The sequence below is a fragment of the Chryseobacillus diguaensis genome (assembly GCF_049220665.1).
Lineage (GTDB): Bacteria > Bacillota > Bacilli > Bacillales > Bacillaceae > Metabacillus_B.
This window is the reverse complement of sequence record NZ_JBMKNV010000004.1, coordinates 318,327-339,715: the sequence shown is the minus strand read 5'-3', so window position 1 is coordinate 339,715 and position 21,389 is coordinate 318,327. Positions and strand designations below refer to the sequence as shown.

Annotated in this window: 26 protein-coding genes and 1 pseudogene; 19 read left to right on the top strand and 8 right to left on the bottom strand. The window is 42.4% G+C overall.

Features of this window, described 5'->3' with window-relative positions; translation table 11 throughout:
* Positions 1-90: 90 nt before the first annotated feature.
* Positions 91-471 carry a hypothetical protein gene (locus ACOT8F_RS08940; protein ID WP_421651344.1) on the top strand — a complete coding sequence of 127 codons (381 nt, stop codon included), beginning with the start codon at positions 91-93 and terminating at the stop codon, positions 469-471.
* Between the two features lie 42 nt (positions 472-513).
* On the opposite strand, the gene ACOT8F_RS08935 is transcribed toward ACOT8F_RS08940, so the two are convergent.
* Together ACOT8F_RS08935 and ACOT8F_RS08930 are read right to left on the bottom strand one after the other, a co-directional pair.
* The gene (locus ACOT8F_RS08935) at positions 514-1,008 is read right to left on the bottom strand and encodes a GNAT family N-acetyltransferase (RefSeq protein ID WP_421651343.1); all 495 of its coding nucleotides are present in this window, start codon (positions 1,006-1,008) and stop codon (positions 514-516) included.
* Positions 998-1,435 carry a VanZ family protein gene (locus tag ACOT8F_RS08930; protein ID WP_421651342.1) on the bottom strand — a complete coding sequence of 146 codons (438 nt, stop codon included), beginning with the start codon at positions 1,433-1,435 and terminating at the stop codon, positions 998-1,000. Before ACOT8F_RS08930 ends, ACOT8F_RS08935 begins: the two co-directional genes overlap by 11 nt.
* Before the next feature lie 140 nt (positions 1,436-1,575).
* Between ACOT8F_RS08930 and spoIIQ the strand changes: the two genes are divergently transcribed.
* The 8 genes from spoIIQ to fabZ all read left to right on the top strand — a co-directional run bounded on the left by spoIIQ (position 1,576) and on the right by fabZ (position 7,522).
* Positions 1,576-2,364: a stage II sporulation protein SpoIIQ gene (gene spoIIQ / locus ACOT8F_RS08925; RefSeq protein WP_421651341.1), complete on the top strand. Its 789-nt coding sequence runs from the start codon at positions 1,576-1,578 to the stop codon at positions 2,362-2,364.
* A 20-nt stretch (positions 2,365-2,384) separates the two neighbouring features.
* Positions 2,385-2,744, top strand: a complete 360-nt coding sequence (locus tag ACOT8F_RS08920) for a hypothetical protein (protein WP_421651339.1) — start codon at positions 2,385-2,387, stop codon at positions 2,742-2,744.
* A 239-nt stretch (positions 2,745-2,983) separates the two neighbouring features.
* A complete protein-coding gene (gene spoIIID, locus ACOT8F_RS08915) occupies positions 2,984-3,259 on the top strand; it encodes a sporulation transcriptional regulator SpoIIID (protein WP_421651337.1) in 276 nt (91 codons plus the stop codon).
* Positions 3,260-3,405: 146 nt separating this feature from the next.
* A complete protein-coding gene (locus ACOT8F_RS08910) occupies positions 3,406-4,407 on the top strand; it encodes a rod shape-determining protein (protein WP_421651336.1) in 1,002 nt (333 codons plus the stop codon).
* 343 nt (positions 4,408-4,750) lie between these two features.
* Positions 4,751-5,587, top strand: a complete 837-nt coding sequence (locus tag ACOT8F_RS08905) for a flagellar hook-basal body protein (protein WP_421651335.1) — start codon at positions 4,751-4,753, stop codon at positions 5,585-5,587.
* A gap of 18 nt (positions 5,588-5,605) precedes the next feature.
* On the top strand, positions 5,606-6,418 hold the full coding sequence (locus tag ACOT8F_RS08900; RefSeq protein ID WP_421651334.1) for a flagellar hook-basal body protein: 813 nt from the start codon (positions 5,606-5,608) through the stop codon (positions 6,416-6,418).
* 24 nt (positions 6,419-6,442) lie between these two features.
* Positions 6,443-6,703, top strand: a complete 261-nt coding sequence (locus ACOT8F_RS08895; protein ID WP_421651332.1) for a DNA-directed RNA polymerase subunit beta — start codon at positions 6,443-6,445, stop codon at positions 6,701-6,703.
* A 390-nt stretch (positions 6,704-7,093) separates the two neighbouring features.
* Complete coding sequence (gene fabZ / locus ACOT8F_RS08890; protein WP_421651331.1) at positions 7,094-7,522, top strand: 3-hydroxyacyl-ACP dehydratase FabZ; 429 nt, start codon at positions 7,094-7,096, stop codon at positions 7,520-7,522.
* A 64-nt stretch (positions 7,523-7,586) separates the two neighbouring features.
* Here fabZ and ACOT8F_RS08885 read toward each other — a convergent pair whose 3' ends face one another.
* The 4 genes from ACOT8F_RS08885 to ACOT8F_RS08870 all read right to left on the bottom strand — a co-directional run bounded on the left by ACOT8F_RS08885 (position 7,587) and on the right by ACOT8F_RS08870 (position 9,762).
* Positions 7,587-7,910 carry a hypothetical protein gene (locus ACOT8F_RS08885; RefSeq protein WP_421651330.1) on the bottom strand — a complete coding sequence of 108 codons (324 nt, stop codon included), beginning with the start codon at positions 7,908-7,910 and terminating at the stop codon, positions 7,587-7,589.
* Between the two features lie 384 nt (positions 7,911-8,294).
* Positions 8,295-8,741, bottom strand: coding sequence for a YwpF family protein (locus ACOT8F_RS08880; RefSeq protein WP_421651329.1), 447 nt, complete (start codon positions 8,739-8,741; stop codon positions 8,295-8,297).
* Between the two features lie 65 nt (positions 8,742-8,806).
* On the bottom strand, positions 8,807-9,271 hold the full coding sequence (locus ACOT8F_RS08875; protein ID WP_421651328.1) for a hypothetical protein: 465 nt from the start codon (positions 9,269-9,271) through the stop codon (positions 8,807-8,809).
* A 260-nt stretch (positions 9,272-9,531) separates the two neighbouring features.
* Positions 9,532-9,762 (bottom strand): TcaA NTF2-like domain-containing protein, encoded by a 231-nt coding sequence (locus ACOT8F_RS08870; RefSeq protein WP_421651504.1) that lies wholly within the window; start codon positions 9,760-9,762, stop codon positions 9,532-9,534.
* Between the two features lie 23 nt (positions 9,763-9,785).
* Between ACOT8F_RS08870 and ACOT8F_RS08865 the strand changes: the two genes are divergently transcribed.
* The 5 genes from ACOT8F_RS08865 to ACOT8F_RS08845 all read left to right on the top strand — a co-directional run bounded on the left by ACOT8F_RS08865 (position 9,786) and on the right by ACOT8F_RS08845 (position 14,673).
* Positions 9,786-10,253, top strand: coding sequence for a hypothetical protein (locus ACOT8F_RS08865; protein ID WP_421651326.1), 468 nt, complete (start codon positions 9,786-9,788; stop codon positions 10,251-10,253).
* A 15-nt stretch (positions 10,254-10,268) separates the two neighbouring features.
* Positions 10,269-11,612, top strand: a complete 1,344-nt coding sequence (gene nagZ / locus ACOT8F_RS08860; protein ID WP_421651324.1) for a beta-N-acetylhexosaminidase — start codon at positions 10,269-10,271, stop codon at positions 11,610-11,612.
* A 210-nt stretch (positions 11,613-11,822) separates the two neighbouring features.
* A complete protein-coding gene (gene ssb / locus ACOT8F_RS08855; RefSeq protein ID WP_421651323.1) occupies positions 11,823-12,164 on the top strand; it encodes a single-stranded DNA-binding protein in 342 nt (113 codons plus the stop codon).
* Between the two features lie 212 nt (positions 12,165-12,376).
* Positions 12,377-13,672: a glycoside hydrolase family 125 protein gene (locus ACOT8F_RS08850; protein WP_421651321.1), complete on the top strand. Its 1,296-nt coding sequence runs from the start codon at positions 12,377-12,379 to the stop codon at positions 13,670-13,672.
* A gap of 440 nt (positions 13,673-14,112) precedes the next feature.
* Entirely contained in the window at positions 14,113-14,673 is a 561-nt protein-coding gene (locus ACOT8F_RS08845) for a YdcF family protein (RefSeq protein WP_421651320.1), read from the top strand.
* A gap of 261 nt (positions 14,674-14,934) precedes the next feature.
* Here the strand turns inward: ACOT8F_RS08845 and ACOT8F_RS08840 are convergent, their stop codons facing one another.
* Positions 14,935-15,141 (bottom strand): hypothetical protein, encoded by a 207-nt coding sequence (locus tag ACOT8F_RS08840; protein WP_421651319.1) that lies wholly within the window; start codon positions 15,139-15,141, stop codon positions 14,935-14,937.
* A gap of 9 nt (positions 15,142-15,150) precedes the next feature.
* Positions 15,151-15,501: a hypothetical protein gene (locus ACOT8F_RS08835; protein ID WP_421651318.1), complete on the bottom strand. Its 351-nt coding sequence runs from the start codon at positions 15,499-15,501 to the stop codon at positions 15,151-15,153.
* 306 nt (positions 15,502-15,807) lie between these two features.
* Here ACOT8F_RS08835 and ACOT8F_RS08830 point away from each other — a divergent pair.
* The 5 genes and pseudogenes from ACOT8F_RS08830 to ACOT8F_RS08810 form a co-directional block, all read left to right on the top strand.
* Positions 15,808-15,969 (top strand): annotated as a pseudogene (locus ACOT8F_RS08830) (acetyl-CoA hydrolase); the annotation flags it as partial.
* 472 nt (positions 15,970-16,441) lie between these two features.
* Complete coding sequence (locus ACOT8F_RS08825; protein ID WP_421651317.1) at positions 16,442-18,049, top strand: phosphodiester glycosidase family protein; 1,608 nt, start codon at positions 16,442-16,444, stop codon at positions 18,047-18,049.
* A 481-nt stretch (positions 18,050-18,530) separates the two neighbouring features.
* Positions 18,531-19,607 carry a glycerophosphodiester phosphodiesterase family protein gene (locus ACOT8F_RS08820; RefSeq protein ID WP_421651315.1) on the top strand — a complete coding sequence of 359 codons (1,077 nt, stop codon included), beginning with the start codon at positions 18,531-18,533 and terminating at the stop codon, positions 19,605-19,607.
* A 472-nt stretch (positions 19,608-20,079) separates the two neighbouring features.
* Positions 20,080-20,376 (top strand): alpha/beta hydrolase, encoded by a 297-nt coding sequence (locus tag ACOT8F_RS08815; protein WP_421651313.1) that lies wholly within the window; start codon positions 20,080-20,082, stop codon positions 20,374-20,376.
* 311 nt (positions 20,377-20,687) lie between these two features.
* Positions 20,688-21,284 (top strand): YdcF family protein, encoded by a 597-nt coding sequence (locus ACOT8F_RS08810; RefSeq protein ID WP_421651311.1) that lies wholly within the window; start codon positions 20,688-20,690, stop codon positions 21,282-21,284.
* The last annotated feature ends 105 nt before the right edge of the window (positions 21,285-21,389 follow it).

The window sequence follows — 21,389 nt, the reverse complement described above, 5'->3', positions numbered from 1 at the left end:
TAAGAAAGACTCCTCACACTTAACTCCTCATTAAGAACAATAGGAAAGTCGATGAAAATGCTCTGCCAAATGAAAGGAGCTAGACTTGCGATGGGAAGAACTGTTCAATTTACTGAAAACGAATGTGTTGTCAAACTGACTGGTGCACCAGCCTTTTTTGCCTTGAAAAGCAAAGTGAAAATGTCATATGACCAGATTAAGAGCGTGTATGTAGATGTCTTCGAACCGCCATTCTGGATGCTCAGAATGCCTGGAACCGCTATTGCGCCACTTTACATCTATGAAGGCAGCTACCTCTATCGAAATGAATGGTATTTCCTCTCCTTTGAGCGCAAACAGCCCTTTTTCATGGTCGAACTTGACGGAAGCGGAAAATACAAATACGTCGTCGTCCAAATTAAGAATCCAAAAGAAGCCGCTGCAGAACTCCGAAGAAGGCTTCGGGAAAATGAAGAGAAGAAGAGTGTATAAAAAAAAGCACCCGGAAATCACATCTCCGGGTGCTTTTGCTCATTAAACTCTCTTGCCCATAATAATCAAATCACGTTCCCCGTCCTCAAAGCTCGCCACTTTCGGCAGCTTGCCCCATTGCTCGAACCCGAATTTTTCAAAGATTTTCAATGATGGCACATTGTGCCCAAATATGAAGCCAAGCAATGTTTTGATCTGCAGAGAAGGTGCCGCTGCAATGGAAGCTTCCAATAGCTCATGGCCGATTTTATTTCCGCGGTACCCTTCGTGCACATAAATGCTGACCTCAGCCGTGTACTGATAAGCCGCCCTGCCGTAAAACGTATTGAAGCTAACCCAGCCGCAGATGTTCCCTTCAGCGTCCTCAGCGACCCAAAGAGGGCGGTCAGCCGTGTGCTGCTCAAACCACTCCTGCCTGCTTTCAACGGTAACTGGTTCAAGATCTGCCGTCACTAGCCGTGAAGCAACAGTTGAATTATAAATAGCGACGATACTTTCTAAATCCTCCAACATCGCCTGACGAATATTAATATCCATTATGATTTCCTCCCTGATCCAATGATGAAATGAATTTTTTCATTCTAGTATTTTTATCCGTAAAATACGTATTCCTCAAAATAATATAAGATACACTCACCCCAATTGCATCCTTAAAAAGATCAATCCAGGTAGTAGAGCGCCATGGTGTAAAAAGCTGATGAATTTCATCGATTCCTCCAAACAATATGCAGACAAAAATCATTGCAGCGCTCACACCGGCAGTAAACCGCCCATGCGCAGCAAAAGCAAATGCAATCAGCCAATACAAAATACCAAACTCAATCAAATGAAGCGAATCCTTAAATACATCCCAAAAGGTTAACCCAATTGAAGGCGGCTTTCCAGGCTGGCTGGACAAATACCAAATTAAGGCTGCATAAAGAAAAGGAGCAATTGTGAAAAACCATTTGACGTTTCGATTCATTGAAATAACTCCTTTTTTCACCCCAAAAAACAAATATGTATAATTCAAAGACCTCAAGCAAACAATAAGGGTTAAAAATTTTTTAAGCAAATGTATATATTTTCTGAATTGTGTTCAGAATGATTGCTGAGGTGATGAAGATGAGAGAGGAAGAAAAGAAACGTACTTCTCTAAGCTCTAAATTTCAGCAGATTTTAAGAAAACGCTGGGTATTTCCTGCAATCTATTTAGTCAGTGCAGCCGTGATTTTAACAGGTGTACTTTGGTATCAAGCAGCACGCAACGATGTAAAGCACATAGCTGACAATCCGACAAATCCGAATACTTCAAAAGGCCATCAGTCCGTTGAAGTAAACAAAGCCATCGAAACTGTATCACTGCCAGTGCTAGACAAAGAATCAGTAAAAGTTGTAACGAAGTTCTACGATCTTAACGCATCAAAAGAAGATCAAGTAGCAGCACTTGTCTCCTATAATAACACGTACAGCCCAAATAAAGGGATCGACATCGCAAGCAAGGATGGCAAGGAATTTGACGTATCAGCAGCTCTAAGCGGTACTGTAACAAAAGCCGAAAAAGACCCTGTCCTTGGAAACGTGATCGAAGTGAAAAATGCAAATGGTGTTGTCACAATGTATCAATCCCTATCTGTCCTTGATGTACAAAAAGGGGATAAAGTCGCTCAAAACGAAATCATCGGAAGATCCGGCAAAAACCTGTATAACCAAAAAGCTGGCGTTCACGTCCACTTTGAAATCCGCAAAGATGGCAAAGCCGTAAACCCAAGCAATTTCATCGATAAGCCGGCGACAGCTATTACTGAAAAAGCTGCAAAAGAAAAAGCAGTTGACGGAAAAGCTGACAACTCCAGCGAAAAAAAGAACGATAAAAAAGACGCTAAAGCTGCAGACCAGACTTCTAACGCTTAATGTGTGCAGGATCCCTGTCCTTGATGGATGGGGGTTTTTTATTTGATGGGGTAGGGGACTTTAAAATGGTGTTGCTGGCAATGGGAGCGAGTAGGGGAGGGGCTGATGAAAAAGTGCGGTCCGCTGATAAATGGATGTTTGGCGCTGATAAAAGAGGAGCCGCCGTACCCGCCGCCGATAAATCAAAGCCACCCGCTAGAATTCCAATCCTCAACAATATTAATGAAAAAACCTCCATTAATATCCTCACTCAACCCGCCGAAGTCAAAACCAGCCTCCAGCAGCATAAAATAAATGAACAAAGAGCCACCCTCCCCGTCCAAACCAGGAACAAATCACTCCTCCCAAATTACAAATACCGCCTCAAAAAACAGCAATAACCAAACAAACCAGAAGAAACCCCTTGTCCCCACTGACTTTTTAGCATATATCCGCACCCAAGCTAATAAAATGTTACAAACCTAACAAAGAGAGTGTTTGAGGTGAGGATCGTGGGTGTTCAATGTGAACGAAATAATACAGGCATCTTAGGATCAACAATCATCAATGCTGCGGGAATCCCTTCGTATGCGGGTCTCATTTCACACTTCTCACATCCATTTTAGGGAGGTCGAGTGGTGTGCACGATTACATCAAAGAACGTACAATCAAGATTGGAAAGTATATCGTTGAGACAAAGAAAACAGTTCGCGTGATTGCGAAGGAATTCGGTGTTTCCAAAAGTACTGTCCATAAAGACTTGACAGAAAGGCTGCCTGAAATTAATCCTGAACTTGCTAATGAAGTGAAGGAAATCCTCGATTACCATAAATCCATTCGCCATTTGCGAGGCGGGGAAGCCACAAAGCTGAAATATAAGAAAGATGAAATTCTGGAAGAAGAAACAGTGAAGTAAGAAATCAAAAAATCTTCATTGCAAATCAAAAAATTCCGCATACTAACAAAAACACCCTATTTTTAGCAAATTATGATACAATATGAAATTAGGGCCCACTCGGGAAAAAAGCGGGAAAAGAGATTTGCAAGGAGGAAAATGGTGAAATGTTTGCTAGGGATATTGGTATAGACCTTGGAACAGCAAATGTGCTGATACATGTTAAAGGAAAAGGCATTGTCCTTAATGAGCCGTCTGTCTTGGCTATGGATAAAAATACAGGAAGAGTGCTTGCTGTTGGTGAAGAGGCAAGACGTATGGTAGGCCGTACACCTGGGAATATTGTTGCGATTCGCCCTTTAAAGGATGGCGTTATAGCAGACTTTGAAGTGACAGAATCCATGCTGAAGTATTTTATTAATAAGTTAAATGTAAAAGGGATTTTTTCAAAACCGCGCATGCTGATCTGCTGTCCGACAAACATTACGTCTGTTGAGCAAAAAGCGATTAAAGAAGCAGCGGAAAAAAGCGGCGGGAAACACGTTTTCCTTGAAGAAGAGCCAAAAGTGGCGGCTATCGGAGCGGGAATGGATATTTTTCAGCCAAGCGGAAACATGGTAGTCGATGTAGGCGGCGGTACAACGGATATTGCTGTATTATCAATGGGCGATATTGTTACCGCCTCCTCCATTAAAATGGCAGGGGACAAGTTTGATACAGAAATCCTGAATTACATTAAAAAGGAATACAAGCTATTGATTGGCGAACGTACGTCAGAAGATATCAAAATCAAAGTCGCAACAGTATTCCCAGGCGCACGGAATGAAGAAATTGCGATTCGCGGGCGCGATATGGTAAGCGGATTGCCTAGAACCATTACGGTAACCACTAAAGAAGTAGAACAAGCTCTTAGAGAGTCAGTGGCCGTTATTGTACAAGCTGCAAAAGGAGTACTTGAAAGAACACCGCCGGAGCTTTCTGCCGATATTATTGACAGAGGCGTGATTTTGACAGGCGGAGGAGCCCTTCTTAACGGACTGGATCAGCTTCTTGCTGAAGAGCTGAAGGTTCCTGTGCTTGTTGCAGAAAACCCGATGGACTGTGTAGCCATTGGAACGGGCATTATGCTTGATAATGTAGACAAGCTTTCAAGACGCAAGTTTGGTTAAATGAAAAAAGCCTGGTATCGCTGCCGGGCTTTTTTGCTGTCTAATTTTTTTCTTTTCCCTGCAAGGCTAAAATCTAAACCAGCCTTGATTTCGACAAAATATGACAAAAATAAAAAGGACCCGGTCAAAGTGGGAGCAAAGACCGGGTCAAACACAATTTGAAAGGGGAACAATTAATGTTCCTATTAAATTATACGAAATAGTGCCGATAAATAAAGGGGCAGAAGTTGTAATTGTTGGTTTTTGTCGAAAAAAAATATTTTATGTCTTCTGGCATATCGTCCTATATAATAGAAAAAGAAGCCATTTGTGGGAAAGGCTTCATAAAAATGAGGTGAAATGAATGCTTCGCGGGTTTTACACAGCTGCTTCAGGCATGATTGCCGAGCAGCGCAGAACAGAGATGCTGTCGAATAACATTGCCAATGTGAACACACCCGGCTACAAAGCTGATCAGTCTGCTATGCGTGCATTTCCAGAAATGCTTCCTAACCGCATGGAGAATCATTCAGCCCCTACAAGCAGCAATATAAGTTTTGGAATTCAAACGCCGATTGGATCAATCAATACAGGCGCGTATATACAAGAGGCAATGCCTCTTTTTGAACAAGGTGAAATTAGTGAAACAGGTTTAGCCTCAGATATGGCTCTCGTAGAACAATCTGTTCCTCAAAATGCGAAGTCCGGTTTAAAAGGATTTCTAATGTTTGGCGTTCAGGCCTCTGACGGCAAAACAAAGTATACACGAAATGGCCACTTTACTTTGAATAGCAGCAACCAGCTGACTTCACTTGGAAATCCCGTTCTCTCAACCACAGGCCAGCCGATCACAGTTGCAGGAGAGGATTACAAAATTACTCCGGAGGGCAATGTGATGGTGAATGGGCAAAATGTTGCCCAAATTGATGTACGCCTTGCAGGAGATGTAAAAAACCTTGTGAAAGAAGGAAATGGTCTTTTCAGAACTGTCGATAACAGCAATCTTCCGAGTGCAGTTGGAAACGGACAGATTCAGTACGCCCTGAAGCAGGGCTATGTGGAGCGGTCAAACGTTGATCCGGCACGGTCCTATACTGATATGATGACAGCCTACCGTTCTTTTGAAGCTAACCAGAAGGTTCTTCAAGCTTATGACAGAAGCATGGACAAAGCCGCCAACGAAATAGGCCGGATCCGATAATAGGGGGATAAACCAGCTATGCTTAGTACGATGATCAGTGCCGGTAATACGATGGGACAGCTTCAGCAACAATTGGACACAATTGGGCATAATATAGCCAATATTGATACAGAGGGATACAAGCGGACCGATACAAGCTTTCAAGAGGTCATTCGCCAGCAGATTGACAACCAGCCTGACAAAGCGAAGGAAGTCGGGCGCCTAACAGATTACGGGCTTCGTCCTGGTGCCGGAGCTGTTATGAGCCAAAACCTCGTTTTTTCTCAAGGAACATTGAAAACAACGGATCGAAAGCTTGATATTGCCTTTACCAAGCCTGGCCAGTTTTTAAAAGTAGAAGATAGTGGCAAGGTTCGATATACAAGAGATGGAGCGATGTATTTGTCCCCGCTGACTGACGGTTCCGGAAAGTCCATACTTGTGAATTCCCAAGGAAACAAAATATTGGGTGATAACAATCAGCCGATCCTCCTTGACGGCAGTGCAGAAGATTTCGAAATAACAGCGGATGGTACGATTGAAGCGACCGCAGCAAACGGAACAACGCAGCAAGTAAACCTTGGTATTGTGCAAGTGAACAAGATGCAGTCATTAATTCCATCAGGCGGAGGCCTATATAGCTTGAATCCGGGAGATCCGCAAGCTTTAACTGCTCTTACTGGAGGCTTAATGCAGCAAATCGGAATGCAGCAGGGAGCTTTGGAGATGTCCAACGTGGATCTTTCAAAGGAAATGTCCGACTTGATGATTTCCCAAAGAGCCTACCAGCTCAATGCAAAATCCATCACAATGGGTGACCAGATGCTCGGTTTAATTAACGGGATCCGTTAACCTTCTCTAAAAGGAGTTATCACTTTGGTTTCCGAAGATAAAGTTAAAACAGCGACAAGAGAAGAACTGAACAAAAAAGAAGACAATAAGGAAAGAACCGAAAAAATCAGAATCCGGTTGTTTCCTATTTGGCTTCGCCTCATCATCGTTGTTTTGCTTATGGCTATAGCTCTGGCTGTAGGTGCCATGGTCGGATACGGAGTGCTTGGCGGTCAAAATCCGCTGGATGCCTTAAAGTGGTCAACGTGGCAGCATATCATTGACCTTGTTGAAAAAAAATCCTGACTGGACTATATTTTTTCACGGAAAGGAAGGGAGGACCTTCCTTTTTTTTGTATAAAAGAGGAATTCCGCAAAAATCCAGGAAATCAAGTAATGAAACCGATGTGGAAATGACCATTTAGGAAGTGAATTGTGCTTAATCCTTAATTGTAGTATTGTTTTATAGGAGAATCGCCTATATTATGCTTGAAATTCCCAAAGAGGGTTTCCGTAAAAGTGTAAGAAAAGTTCTATTAAAGATTATATCTATTGTATAGTCTTAGACCAAGCATAAAGATTAGATTCGTAGCATCTTTTCTTAAAATTTGCAACTGTATTCTTGTTCTATATTCACTTAAATGGATGAAAAAAAACAAAGTTTAACAACAGAGCCATTAAAAGGAGATTTTTATAATGAAACTTAATATTGAACAAATTAAAGAGATTATTCCTCATCGGTATCCTTTTCTGCTTATAGATACTATTGAGGAACTAGAACCGGGCAAACGAGCTGTAGGAAAGAAAAATATTACAGCTGCTGAAGAAGTTTTTAATGGGCATTTTCCAGACTATGCAGTATTTCCAGGTGTGAAAACACTGGAAGCTTGTGCCCAAACTGGTGCTGTGGCGCTTTTATCCATGCCTGAGTATGCCGGGAAAATAGCTTTCTTTGCTGGCGTAGAAAAATGCAGATGGAAACGTCAAGTACGGCCGGGTGATACCCTCATGATGAATGTGGAGCTGCATTCAATTCGCAGAGGCATCGGCAAAGGGAAGGCTGTTGCTACAGTTGATGGAGAAATAGCAATGGAAGCCGAGATCATGTTTGCTATTCAAAAATAATAATTTATTTCTGTTGGCAGACAAAAGGCATCTGGAATTGATGTTCCGGATGCCATTGTCTTTACTAGCGGTTATTATGTGGATTTTGATTCGCGTTATGTGAAGCGCGATTTTGTGGAGCCTGCTTCCCGCTAGTAGTGTTTTGCATGTTATTAGGGGCAAGCTCTTTAGAGAATTCAGTTAACCCGCCCATATTCTGATTTTGGGATCCTTGCTTCATCATATTTTGAAGCGGACCCATCATGTTTTGATTTCTTCCAAAAACATAGGCTGCGGCACTTAATCCAATTCCTATTAATGTGCCCCATACCCATCCGCCTCTACCTTTATTTCTTCTTTTTTTACCAAAAAGATTAGCATTAAGAAGAGCTGTCATCCAATTGTTCATTGATCTTCCCTCCTTCTATTTGAATAAGCCAAAATTTCGCTCATCAATTCATATTTTTTTCATCCCGGCAAAGAAATATGCCGTCAAAAAATTAACTTACATGGAGCCTATTGGAAAAAGGAATGGCTCAATACCTTTTAGAGAATTCGAGACCGGCTATACAGCCTTTGAAGGCAAAGAAAAAGGTATCGCGAATGTGGAGAAAATTTGCTTGAATCTGTTCCGTAAGGGTGAAAACCTAGTCCAAAGAGTAAGAACGTTTGGGGTCTCCACAAAAGACATCAAATTACTGAACAAACCAAAAAGCGACCGCGTGATATTTGGACAAAAATTCAAAATAGCAGTGAAATAAAAAATGGCACGCAGCTTTGCGTGCCATTTCTATTATGCTTTTGATTCCGTTTCTTTTTGGCCGTGCCACTTTACTGAGAAGGCATGCAGTAAGTCTTCGCCGCCAAGTCCCTCATCAATCAGCTCGCAGAGAAGCTTTTCCGCATCGCCGCGGGGTCTATTCGCTCCAAGGCTTCCTTCAAACATCACTGAAACATTATCCTGTTCCAGTTCGACAACCTGTCGGATTTTTGCTGTTACCTTTGCAGGAGTGTTGGTCGTCTTAGTGATGGTAACAAGCATGTTCAGGTTTTCATCTTTTTCTTTCAGCTCCTGAAAAAAAGACAGATAATTTTTATTTAACAGCGCCTCAATCATCCAGCGGTTTTCCCCGTCTTCCTTGTTGATAATCAATCCGCCCTCAAGAGGAATTTCTGCATACCGTTTTTCGGGATCCTCCGAACGCTCAAGCTTCATACCAACAAGCCTAAAGGTTTTCATATCCGGGTCCTCCTCATGTACCGCCCATTTTCTGACTATTATAACACATGAAAGGAACCTATTGCTCAAGCCTTCTCTTTAAAAATTCCTTCCTGCCAGCGCTGATAGACATAAATAATCAGGGCAAGTCCGACCATGATCAGGTAAGCTCCCCATTTTGGCAGATTCACGAACCTGTCTATCTTCAAATATTCAGTAAGCTGCAGTAACCCAAAAGCAAAAATAGCATCAACAATGAGATTAACAATGATATAGACCTTGAAATTCCTGTATGTAAAATAAAAAATCCAAAGGGTTCCGACAAAAAATATCCCGTACACAAACGCTGTATTCGTGATATATCCCCAAGGAATAATGTACTCCTTCAGAATCCACCACTTGAAGGTGTAGGCTGCCTCATAAACGTTGGTAATCAATAAAGAAACAAAAACGGCAACTGGCATATACCGTTTCAAGCTGTCTTTTTTCATGAAGAATAATGAGAACCATGGAGCGATGAATCCGAGCCAGAGCAAGAGTTTAATGAGCAAAGTGGTCACCCCAAGCAGTTTCTAATGGTATGCATTAGGATTGCCTCTTTTAAAAAATATGACTGGCTCTATTACTGATTTTTCTAAAAGGGCACTTTTCTCAAGGTTCTTTTCTTTAACTTTGTTGCTCCTCACTTTAAATTTCTTTTAAACGACCAATGATTTGGCAAAAACTTTAAGAAAAGATGCCCCGAGGCAAGGCAAAAACACTGATTGAATGAAAAAAAGAACCCTCTTGAAAGAAGAGGAGTCTTTAAAAATTAAATTTCATTTGTACTAAGAAGAGAATCGACTTTAAACGTTCCATCCTCATATTCCACCAGAAATTTCGAATGAAATGTTTTATCCTTATAAGTTCCATCCTTGTAATAGATGGTAAAGGAGTCTTTTGTCTGCACGTAATAGCCTTCTGGGGCTGGCTCCCAGCTGATTAGTTCAAATCCATTGTAACCCTCTCTAATACCTTTTTTATCTAGCCACTTTTGGCCCAGTTACAACAGATGGTACAATAAAATTGCATGCTGAAAAAAATGGCAAGAAAACAGCTGATTATACGATTACGGCTGAAGGGGAACAAATTGACCTTTCTTTCGTGGATGAAGCTTCTGCTTATACAAATGACACCCCGTATTTAGATGAAAATGGAAGTACGCGATCAGAGGAACAGGCAATTGCTGATTCCGTTAACACCCATTACCTGGACATTTCAAATGGGGCCTATGAGGCTGCTTACCAGCTTTTCTCAAGCAATTATCAAGGGAAAAATGATTTTGGGAATTGGAAGAAAGGCGTGGAAGTTAATTACAGAAATGATGTATCAGGAATTAACATTGATAATTTTTCAGGCGACACGGCAACAGTCAGCTTTTCGCTTAGCTCCTATGATGCAAACGGGGATATCAAAGATTTTGGAGGCAAGTGGCACATGATCAAAGAAAATGGAGAGTGGAAGCTCGACGATCCTGAAATAACACTACGCTAGGAGTAAACCAACCTTATGAAAAACAAACATTGGACAATTTTGTCCGTCTGTCTGGCAGCCATTATTATTGCAGGGGCAGTTATTATCCCACAGTTTTTGCAGAACAGGCAGGCAGCTGAACCGCAATCGGCTGAGCCGCAATCAGCTGAAACGGCTGGAGAAACATCAGACGAAGATCCTTCGGCAGCCGGGGAAAAGCCTCAGGCAGCTAAGAAGCCTGCTGCAAAACCGATGGAGAGAGACAAATCTAAAAGCATCGAGGAGCAGGCAAAAGAACTGCTTGAGCAGATGACGCTTGAAGAAAAGGTAGGACAGATGCTGATGATCGGCTTTCATGGCCAGAAAATCAGCTCAGAAGCAGAGGATATGATACGGAATAAAAAAGTGGGAGGAATCATTTATTTCAGCAGAAATATGTCCTCCCCGGGCCAAGTGGCCTCCCTGTCAAACTCTTTACAGAAGGAAGCTATGAAGGAACGGTTAAGGCTGCCGCTTATGATTGCCGTTGACCAGGAAGGCGGATCTATCACGAGGATGAGGGAAAGGGTGTCTCCCATCCCTTCCCAGCAAAAAATAGGGCAGCAGGCTACACCAAAAGAAGCTTACGAGATTGCCAAACTGAATGGTACAGAACTTGCGGCAATGGGAATCAATATTAATTATGCTCCTGTAATGGATCTGTCTGCTAAAGATACGCGGTCACTCGGCATGCAGCCGGAAAAAACATATCAATACGGAAAAGAGATTGTTGACGCATTTCATTCTCTTAATATCACTGGGGCATTGAAGCACTTCCCCGGCAATGGAAGAAGCTCCATCGACCCTCATAAAGATACCTCTTCTGTAAAGGCGAATGACGCTGATTTGGAAAAATCAGATATATATCCTTTTACGCAAATGATTAAGAATACGGATAATCAGAATTTCTTCGTTATGGTGACGCATATTAAGTATCCGGCCTATGACAAAGTCAAGCCAGCAAGCCTTTCTCCAGCTATTATCCAAGACCTTCTTAGGAAGAAGCTTGGCTACAAAGGCATTGTAGTAACAGATGATCTTGAGATGGGAGCCGTTAATAAATATTACTCCTTTAAAGATATGGGGATTGAAGCGGTTAATGCTGGTGCCGATCTTCTGCTTGTCTGCCATGAATACAAGCATCAAAAAGAAATTTATAATGGAGTCCTTCAGGCAGTTAAATCAGGCAAGATAAAAGAACAGCGGATTGATGAAGCAGTAACCCGCATCCTTGTTCATAAGCTGACGAAGAAGGACAAAACAGAGTCAGATCCAGATGTGGCCGATCGGATTGTTGGAAGCAAGGAGCATCTGCAGGTTTTGAGAAAGCTTGGCTACTAATCAGGAACCATTCACTTTAAGTGAGTGGTTTTTTTTGAAAAATTTCCGTAAATTAAAATGTTAGACTGTTATTCAAGGGAAATGAAAAGGAAATCCGGTATTTTAATAGAACAAACAGATTTTGGGCTGGTAAAACTTATTTTTCCTAATTTTACCTATACTCCTTTTTCCGTTACGATAGCTATGAGAAAAAGAGAGAGGAGGTACAAAGTGATTAATCATGTCACCCTTGTAGGCAGATTAACAAGAGATCCTGAACTGAAATACTTGTCAGATGGATCTCCTGTCGCAAACATTACCCTTGCTGTCAGCAGAAATTTTCGCAATGCTGCCGGGGAAATAGACACCGACTTCGTCAACTGCACCATCTGGAAAAGGACTGCTGAAAACACAGCGAACTACTGCCGCAAAGGCTCCATCATTGGCGTTACTGGCCGCATCCAAACCCGAAATTACGAAAGCACTGAAGGCAAACGAGTCTATCTAACGGAAGTTGTCGCAGACTCAGTCCGTTTCATGAGCGGCAAACCGCGCGAGCTCGCTGAAACATAATCTATCTTTCCCCCTCAAAAAAGCCCCTTTATAAAAAATCAATGAATTCCCCCTTATTCTCCATATGGACCAGCCGGATCAGGTGCGGCTGGTATTTTTCAAGAAAAAACGTTCTTAATAAAGAAATAAATCTCATCCATAACCAATTCCTCCCTTGATATGTCTATCACCCTGTGATTAGATAGAATCAAGAAAAGACCAGGGGTGGAGAAATGAACGAAACGGTATTGCCGCAATCAATGAGGGGTATGATTGAGAGAGTTCAGCAAAAGCTTACCAATAGGCCAAAGCTTGCAGCGATGTTTGAAAATTGTTTTTCCAATACATATTTAACGACGATCAGAAAGCAGCCGGATGAGACGACGTTTATTTTCACAGGGGATATACCGGCTATGTGGCTTAGGGATTCTGCGTGCCAGATCAGGCCTTATCTTACGCTCGCTCGCGAGGATGAGGAGTTTTATAAGCTGATTAAGGGACTGGTGGAACGCCAGCTTCAGTTTATTTTACTGGATCCATATGCAAACGCCTTTAATGAAGAAGCGAACGGGGCAGGGCACCAAACAGATAAAACGGACATGCAGCCATCCGTTTGGGAACGAAAGTATGAAATCGATTCACTATGCTATCCGCTGCAATTAAGCTATTTGCTTTGGAAAGCGACAGGAAAGACCGATCATTTTACGGAGACGTTCACGAAAGCTGCTGAAACGATCTTAGAAGTTTGGAAAACGGAGCAGGATCACGAGAGCAATTCTCCTTATACCTTTGAAAGACCGGGCAGCCCAGCGATTGATACACTGCCGCGAGAAGGCAAGGGGAGTGAGACTGTGCCGGCAGGGATGACCTGGTCAGGCTTCCGTCCGAGTGATGATTCCTGCATTTACGGCTATCTTGTTCCATCAAACATGTTTGCGACCGTTGTTCTTGGTTACTTGAAGGAGATTTCCGAGAAGGTGTTAAATGACCCGACGCTTGCACAAAGTGCCTCAGACCTGTGTGAGGAAATAGAAGGCGGAATCGAATCTTACGGAATCTATCATCACGAGACATTCGGCCCGATTTATGCTTATGAGACAGACGGCTTTGGCAACGTCCATCTGATGGATGATGCGAATGTTCCTAGTCTTCTTTCGATCCCGTACCTTGGCTATCGGGATGCGAATGATCCAATCTATCAAAATACGAGAAAATTCATTTTGAGCAAAGAAAATCCGTATTACTTTGAAGGTTCAGCTGCAAGCGGAATTGGGAGCCCGCATACACCTGAAGGCTACATTTGGCATATCGCTCTTGCCATGCAGGGACTGACAGCATCAGATCCAGCTGAAAAAGAAAGAATCCTTGATTTGCTTGAAGCAACAGATGCGGATACTGGCCTGATGCATGAAGGGTTTTCAGCTGACGATCCATCAAGGTTTACTAGACCATGGTTTTCATGGTCGAATGCCATTTTCAGCGAGTTTGTCATGGAGCAATGCGAATTAGGGCTTAAAATAAAATCATAGTAAAGAAAGGAGCACTCCAGAGGGATTGCTCCTTTTTTGGCGGATTTGCCGACATCGCGGACAGGCCAATCTCCGGGAGTATACAGGATTGACCATGGGCAAACTTGGGTATATTTACTTATGTATAAGAGCGGATTTTGTCTGTTGTTTTGCAGGCAGAGATGTAATAATAAGGAGAGGTCGAAAAGCACAGCTTGCCCCTGAGGGAAGTGTGTTTTTCTTTTTGAGAGGCTCTTTTCTAAAACTTTGTTGCTCATGACCTATAGTTAGCCCGCAAAACATTGGGTATCGCAAAGACTTTTAGAAAAGATGCCCCGAAACTAGGGCTAATGCGTGATAAAAGCTTATACGAAAAGCAACAAATTGTGCGAAAGCAGTTTTTTGAGACGGAATGGCAAAGGATCGGTGAAATTGTGGTTCGGATATTAAGGCGGACGTTGTTGTGGAGTTTATTTATTGTATTGCTGCTCACTGCAGCATTTTTACTGAGCAGGACGGTACTGGACTCAGGCCAGCAGCCTCGAAAATCAGATGTGATTATCGTATTGAGCGGGGACAGAGGCCGCCTGGAAAAAGCTATGTCTCTCTATGAAAAGGGATATGCCAAAAATATTATGCTTTCAACCCCGGTGGGCTTTGAAAGGAAACTGAAAAACAAATTGAGATCTGAAATTCCGAAGGACAATTTCATAGTGGAGAACAATGCTTCAACTACCTATACAAATGCAACGTATACGAGAGAGCTTGCGAAAAAACATCACTTTAAAAGCGCAATCGTTGTCTCCTCTGACTATCACATCAGACGGGCCAAACTCGTATTTGACCGTGTTTACCAAGGAACGGGCATGCGTCTGACGTATGTTTCCTCAACAAAACACTTGGCAAAACCATGGTTTATGGATGCGCTGGAAGTGAAAATTACCCTTTCTGAATATGTGAAGCTGATTGGCTATTATTTTGAGCTTTATAAAACAGTAGACAATCAGGCTAAAGGGGAATAGGATGGATTAATATGATGCTGCAGTTCAGTTTGAGCTGGAGCATTTTTTAAATGGACAAACAAAAGACGCTCCCATTAGAATGTCATCTTCCTTTTCTGCTAATTAATCTTTGATAAACACTGCGAGGCAGGTGCCTGTGACCGAAACCGCGAACCCGTATAAGGCCCTCGGTATCTTGATACATAATCCGGAAATCCGCTGGCTGCTTATTGACTCTTCTGCTCTGAAAGTGAAAAGATAACCTTCCTTCATAATTGTTAACTAAATGTTGCCTATGTTACGATTTCGAGTAATTAATTTCAAAGAGTTTATTATTTGTGAGATCGCCGATTTAAATGCAAGTTCTTCTTCAAACACGTAAGCAACAAGAATAACATCATCAACAAGTTCATCAGAATTCATTTCAATACCTTCTATAGCGGCAAAACACTCAATCGCTTCTTCAACTAATTGTTCACTGATCGCCATTTAATAACCCTAAAAGATGGTCTTTTCGTTTTTTGAAACTTTCCTTCGATTTTGATGCCAGTTTTTCACCAGAAGAGAAATCAGTTGTTCTCTGCGTTGCTCAAATAATGATTCTATTTGGGCTTGCTCAAGTTCAGCATCCATTTGATAAATATACTCCATTACCCTAAACAAATCCGGTTTCATCAGAATGGCTGCGGTTTGGTTCCGATCCACAACTTCCATAGCAGAGAATTTTTCAAGATCATCTCTCCATTGTGTGGAACGGCTTAATTTCGTCACTCCAACACGACAGCCGAGCTCGAAACCATTCCGAATCTTTTCTATTTCTTCAAGCATCTTTGCAGTCAACTCGCCCATTCCTTTCTCTTTCAGGGGTAGCGTCAGGAAAATGCGGATTTACAACGTTAAGGAATTTTCAATAAAAAAGCCCAATTCCTCAATAGAAAAGAAATTGGTCTCTTTTTCGTCACTCTATTAAAACACCTCTTTGTGGAAGTGAAAATTGGATTAATCTTGTTACAGTCATATTGATTCTATTAGTAATAAAAGCTTCCAGTTACTAACATCGATCGTAACAAAAGCCGAATCTCCCTTAGAGTAGGGAAATTCGGCTTTTTCATTCCAGATATTTTCTTAGCGTATAATTTCGTTAAAATGTTGGCTGTACCCCCTATAGATTTCGTAATTTTGGAAGCTGTTTCAATTACAGAAGATGGAATGATTATCCCGACAACTTCTATCGGTAATTCGTTAACCTTTGCCAAGAAAGCAAAGACCATCATTATTGAGATAAATATAGCCCAGTCCGAAACAAGGAGAGAGGGACCCATTACCCTAATAAAATTAGAAAATATATTTAACGCCTTGAAGGGGAGCCTTTAAGGCGTTATATGTTTATAGGGGTATTGCTAGTGAGTTGAAAAAAAGGATGGTCCTCGATGGTTACCCTGTTCGTTCTTCATTGCTCCCCGCCGCATATAAAGTTTTAATTCGTGCCGCCTATTCAACGCTGTAAGCATTGTTAAAGTAATAATGTTACTTGTTTTCCTAGGATTTCCTTCTCTTGTCCAGATCTCTCCTATTATGTGAATCAGTTTTAATGGTAAAATCAGTATTTTCAATTTGGGGATTTTTCCTGCCTCTTTATAACGTGTTTCTATAGATATTCCTTTTTTACGTAAAATGGCAGAAAATCGAGCCGAATATCAATTATCTTTAACAGGTTCTTAACGCTGGCTTAATAACGGAAGACTAAAATGGGTAAGTATAAATTCATCTAGAGAGGAGTAAAACAATTATGCCAAAGTTTAAAAGTCTAATAGCCATACCCATAATAGCTGCAACGTTGATTCCTTCAACTGCTATGGACAAATCAGCCATTGGTGGCGTTGTGCACGCACAAACTCAAACCTTGAGCACTAAGACTGAAACAAATAAATTGCCATTAGGCTCTCCAGATCTGAAGGAAACGAGAAAAACAGTGGAAGTAGCGCCGGGTGTTACTCAGACCAATATCAAACGGGGAACTGCCTCTGATTCAGATGTTTATACGATAGACGTTAAGTTTCTCAAAACTCATGACGAGGCAGAAAAACTGTCAAGCAAGCTCACTTCTCAGGGATATCATCCACGAATAGAGACAATATCCAACCGGCCGGCCGACGATACTGAAAAAGGTCCTCTTGGCTATCTTGTTCGAGTTGGATCCTATACGAAAGAAGACACTGCCAAAACCATGCAGCAAAAGCTTGAAACTGATGGTTATACAGGACTTAAAACAGTTTATACAGGCGAAGACGGAAAATCAACCACAGGTCCATGGAACGTGAACATTCTCGAGATTGATCCTGATCAATATAAAGGACACCTAAGCCCTGCATTGTCTAATGATGTCGTGACCGGGAAAGAGACAGTAACAAGTTTGGGTCAACGTCATCATGCAATTGCAGGAATAAATGGCGGATATTTCGTCATGGCAGACAGTGATGGTACACCGGGAGACCTTGCGGGTATATCCATGATTGGCGGGAAACTCATAAGCGAGGCGGTAAATAACCGCTCAAGTCTTATCTTCCCTTCATCATCTGGACAAAATGCTGCAATTTCTTCAGTTACCTCCGAGCAAACGGCTGCCTCTTCAGACGGCACTAGCCGTGAAATTGACGGGTTAAATCGGAAACCAGGCCAGATCCGCGGCTGCGGAGGTGTAGGCGGAGACACGCCTACAGAACTGCCAAAACACGATTTTACTTGCACGGATGAAAGTGAGTTAATCCAGTATACTTCTTTATATGGAGAGTCATCCGATTCCGGAGAGGGAGCGGAAGCTGTTTTAGACGCTTCTGGAAAAGTAATCCAGAGTCGCGGCAGCCGGGGAGGAACGATTCCAAAAGAAGGTTCAGTATTGGCTGGAACGGGTGAGGCAGCAGCTTGGCTTCATAAACATGCCAAAGTTGGAATGAAAATATCGGTTAAGAAAAACATAACGGCGGATGGTAAACGGTTAAACTTTAAAGACTCAACTGAGCTGATCAACGGTGGCCCTCGTTTATTAAAAGGTGGAGAGATCAGACTTAATCCTGTGGAAGAAGGGTTCCATATGAAGGACAACCCTGAATTTTATTATAGATTTGGAGAACGCAGAAATCCGCGGACACTTGCAGGGATAAAACCAAATGGAAATCTGCTGTTTGTTACCATTGATGGGCATGAACCCGGCTGGAGCGTAGGGGCTAATTTTAATGAAAGTGCCGTTGTAATGAAATCACTTGGCGCAAAAGACGCGCTAAATTTAGATGGCGGTGGTTCAACCACAATGACTGTCGGCAACGAACTTAAAAACAGACCTTCAGATCCAACAGGAGAACGCCCCATTGGTGATGCGATTCTTTTACTTCCAAAATAAATAAAGCTGCTCAAGTACTGTTTTAAGGAAATATCCCATAAGTGGCTAACTCATAAAGTGTAAGGCACCTTATTTATACACCATTTTGTGTAGAGGTGCCTTGCACTTTTGCTGTTGAGTCAGCCTCTTTGTGAAGAATCAACACTATTGTTTTACATAGACAATTGCTCCAGGTGGAAAATTCAGGGGACAATAAAGGGAAATAGTTTGTGGTCTTCGAGTTTCAGGGCCTGCTCCTTGGATAGGTAAAAATATTCTTCCGATTGCTGCATTACCCTAGGATTCACCAGTTTAGTTCAAGAAAGGCTTACTGCTAGAAGAAATTGCTCTATTAAGACATTTTCTATTCCATTATTCCTTCAATAATTATAGTCCATTAAACTTAGTTTTCTTTATTGTTTCTTATTATTTGAGTAACCGGGGATTTACAATACCAATTTAAACTATAAAAGTAATGTATATTTTATAAGGAGTTGGGCTTATGAAAAAGGTTTTATTAGCAACAATTACTGCACTTATGGTAGCTTCAACAACAGCTTACGCTGCCTCTTCCGCTGAGAACCCATCCCGGTCAGGTTACGGTCCTAAAGGGTTTGACCTGCAGGCGCACCGTGGCGGAATCGGGCTAACCGTCGAGTCTACGATAGCATCGTTCTCCCGCGCTCTCGAAGTCGGTGTGAGCACACTCGAGCTCGACGTGCAGATCACCAAGGACCATCAGGCTGTCGTCACGCACGACCGCAAGATCTCGGGCGATAAGTGCCAGGACACGGGCCCGGTGTTCGCTGGCGATCCTGATTACCCCTACGTTGGCAAGTACGTCAAGGACCTTACCCTTGCACAAGTGCGGACGCTTGATTGCGGATCGCAAAGGTTGTCGCAATTTCCAGAGCAGCGCCTGAGCCCCGGTGCTCGGATGCCGTTACTGAGCGAGGTGTTCGACCTCGTAAAGCACTACCACGCCAACAATGTGTGGATGAACGTCGAAACGAAAGTGGAGGCTGGAGCACCGCAGGAGACTGCTCCCCGTGAAGAGTTCGTGCAAATCGTCGCCCGCCAGGTTCGCGAGGCTGGTATGCTCCACCGAGTATCGATTGAAAGCTTCGACTGGGGATCGCTCATGCGCATGCACGAGGTCGAGCCGCAACTGCCCCTTGTTGCACTGACCAACGGTCCGCAGTTCCTGCAGCCCGGCCAGCCGGGTGCGTCTCCATGGTTGGGAGGAATCGACATTGACGACTTCGGGGGCGACCCGGTAGCGGCGGTCCACTCATTCGGTGCAGAAGCCATATCCCCCGTGCACGGTTTCCCGCAGGACGGAAAAGTAACGGACAAAAACTACGAGCCATACGTCACGAAACGCATGGTGCAGGAAGCGCACAGATACGGAATGAAGGTCATCCCGTGGACGGTCGACGACGCACCCACTATGAACAAGCTTATTGACGACGGTGTTGATGGGGTAATCACCGACTACCCGGACAGGCTGCGTGAGGTTATGCAGCAGCGTGGTCTCGAACTGCCCAAGCGCTACCCAGCTCCCAACAACCACAGATAGCATTAATAAAAAAGGAAAACCGATTCCAGTAGGGATCGGTTTTTCAGGCTATTGAGTTTTGCAGAAAATGGTGAAAATTTTTTAGCTCTATTTGACAGTTTATTACTGGGGTAGCGTCAGGAAAATGCGGATTTACAACGTTAAGGAATTTTCAATAAAAAAGCCCAATTCCTTAATAGAAAAGAAATTGGTCTCTTTTTCGTCACTCTATTAAAACACCTCTTTGTGGAAGTGAAAATTGGATTAATCTTGTTACAGTCATATTGATTCTATTAGTAATAAAAGCTTCCTGTTACTAACATCGATCGTAACAAAAGCCGAATCTCCCTTAGAGTAGGGAAATTCGGCTTTTTCATTCCAGATATTTTCTTAGCGTATAATTTCGTTAAAATGTTGGCTGTACCCTTTTTCGAATCTAACTTTCCATAAATTTCCTAAGGGTTTTTTTTACCCGTCACGTGTTGATAAAATCATGGCATTTACTGCAATCGACGATAAAATTAGCACTTTCTTAACGCAGCCTCTTTTGTTAGTTGCCGGAAGCAAAGCAGGTACACGTTGGCAAAGTGAAGAAGTTTATCAACTGGCAAATGAACTGAAAGAACTGGTTATTCTTGACGGTGCAACTCATTTTGATATGTATGATATTCCACAATATGTCGACCAAGCTGTACCAAAAATGGTAGCCTTTTTTGATGAGTATCTTCGCTCTGAAGAAGATCACTCTGAAGATGGTTCTGAAGAACAAATACCTAAAACTATACAGTAACCAACACAATTGACGATTTAAACATTAGTACAGAAGGTTCAAACAAAGATTTTATTCAAGTGAATGTCACCGAAGCTACATTTGTAAATCCGCGTTTTGCTGGTGGCACCCCTTTCAAATAAAACTCACCTCCATTATATATTAAAAGTATGTAAATCAGTAACGAAATGTGTATTTAAATGTGTTTTTAATCGAATTTATATATATATTTTATTATTACTATTTTTGATTTCATTTACACTAATTTTCCAATTGGAGAACCAAAAATTCAGTTATAATAGATGAGACACTATCCCAAAAGGCACGGTGGAATGATGATCAAAAAAATAATTCGAATCCTCTATATTCTTCTGCTTCTCGCATGCCTGGCCTTTCTCAGCCGGCCGATGCTTGTCATAAACGAGCAGCCAAAAAAATCAGACGTGATTATCGTTCTGAGCGGGGATGGGGGCAGACTTGAAAAAGCGATGTCCCTTTATAAAGAGGGCTATGCCAAATATGTGATGCTTTCAACGCCGCTTGGACTCGAAGTATCAAGCAAAAAACAGCTCAGCAACGACATTCAGCCTGAATATTTGATCTTCGAACAAAAAGCAACAAGCACCTATACCAATGCAACGCTGACAAAAAAGCTTGCAGAGAAATATCACTTTAAAAGTGCGATTGTGGTGACTTCAGATTATCACATGAGAAGATCGAAGCTCGCTTTTGACCGGGTATACAATGGAAGCGGGATCAGGCTTACCTATGTATCTGCCCTATATGACAGCCCAATCCCATGGTACCGGAATCCAAGAGAAATCAGTCACACCATCTCGGAATATATCAGGCTCACAGGCTACTTTTTCGGCCTGTATGATGTCATTGATCTTCCGGACGGGATGGATCCGAATAAGACAGCCACTTAAGCGAGGCTGTCTTATTTTTGCGTTCCCTGAATATCCATAGCTTGCTGATCTCTTTCTTCTCCTTTATTAAGAAAGACAGTCTCAAATTAGTGAGCCTGTCCCGTG

Excerpts from the sequence above, each read along its gene's own strand:
- ACOT8F_RS08815 (WP_421651313.1), top strand. The coding sequence starts at position 20,080 with ATGGCATTTACTGCAATCGACGATAAAATTAGCACTTTCTTAACGCAG.
- ACOT8F_RS08940 (WP_421651344.1), top strand. The coding sequence starts at position 91 with ATGGGAAGAACTGTTCAATTTACTGAAAACGAATGTGTTGTCAAACTG.
- fabZ (WP_421651331.1), top strand. The coding sequence starts at position 7,094 with ATGAAACTTAATATTGAACAAATTAAAGAGATTATTCCTCATCGGTAT.
- ACOT8F_RS08885 (WP_421651330.1), bottom strand. The coding sequence starts at position 7,910 with ATGAACAATTGGATGACAGCTCTTCTTAATGCTAATCTTTTTGGTAAA.
- ACOT8F_RS08935 (WP_421651343.1), bottom strand. The coding sequence starts at position 1,008 with ATGGATATTAATATTCGTCAGGCGATGTTGGAGGATTTAGAAAGTATC.
- ACOT8F_RS08810 (WP_421651311.1), top strand. The coding sequence starts at position 20,688 with ATGATGATCAAAAAAATAATTCGAATCCTCTATATTCTTCTGCTTCTC.
- ACOT8F_RS08900 (WP_421651334.1), top strand. The coding sequence starts at position 5,606 with ATGCTTAGTACGATGATCAGTGCCGGTAATACGATGGGACAGCTTCAG.
- ACOT8F_RS08840 (WP_421651319.1), bottom strand. The coding sequence starts at position 15,141 with ATGGCGATCAGTGAACAATTAGTTGAAGAAGCGATTGAGTGTTTTGCC.
- ACOT8F_RS08835 (WP_421651318.1), bottom strand. The coding sequence starts at position 15,501 with ATGGGCGAGTTGACTGCAAAGATGCTTGAAGAAATAGAAAAGATTCGG.
- ACOT8F_RS08910 (WP_421651336.1), top strand. The coding sequence starts at position 3,406 with ATGTTTGCTAGGGATATTGGTATAGACCTTGGAACAGCAAATGTGCTG.
- ACOT8F_RS08825 (WP_421651317.1), top strand. The coding sequence starts at position 16,442 with ATGCCAAAGTTTAAAAGTCTAATAGCCATACCCATAATAGCTGCAACG.
- nagZ (WP_421651324.1), top strand. The coding sequence starts at position 10,269 with ATGAAAAACAAACATTGGACAATTTTGTCCGTCTGTCTGGCAGCCATT.
- ACOT8F_RS08850 (WP_421651321.1), top strand. The coding sequence starts at position 12,377 with ATGAACGAAACGGTATTGCCGCAATCAATGAGGGGTATGATTGAGAGA.
- ACOT8F_RS08820 (WP_421651315.1), top strand. The coding sequence starts at position 18,531 with ATGAAAAAGGTTTTATTAGCAACAATTACTGCACTTATGGTAGCTTCA.
- ACOT8F_RS08930 (WP_421651342.1), bottom strand. The coding sequence starts at position 1,435 with ATGAATCGAAACGTCAAATGGTTTTTCACAATTGCTCCTTTTCTTTAT.
- ACOT8F_RS08880 (WP_421651329.1), bottom strand. The coding sequence starts at position 8,741 with ATGAAAACCTTTAGGCTTGTTGGTATGAAGCTTGAGCGTTCGGAGGAT.
- spoIIQ (WP_421651341.1), top strand. The coding sequence starts at position 1,576 with ATGAGAGAGGAAGAAAAGAAACGTACTTCTCTAAGCTCTAAATTTCAG.
- ACOT8F_RS08905 (WP_421651335.1), top strand. The coding sequence starts at position 4,751 with ATGCTTCGCGGGTTTTACACAGCTGCTTCAGGCATGATTGCCGAGCAG.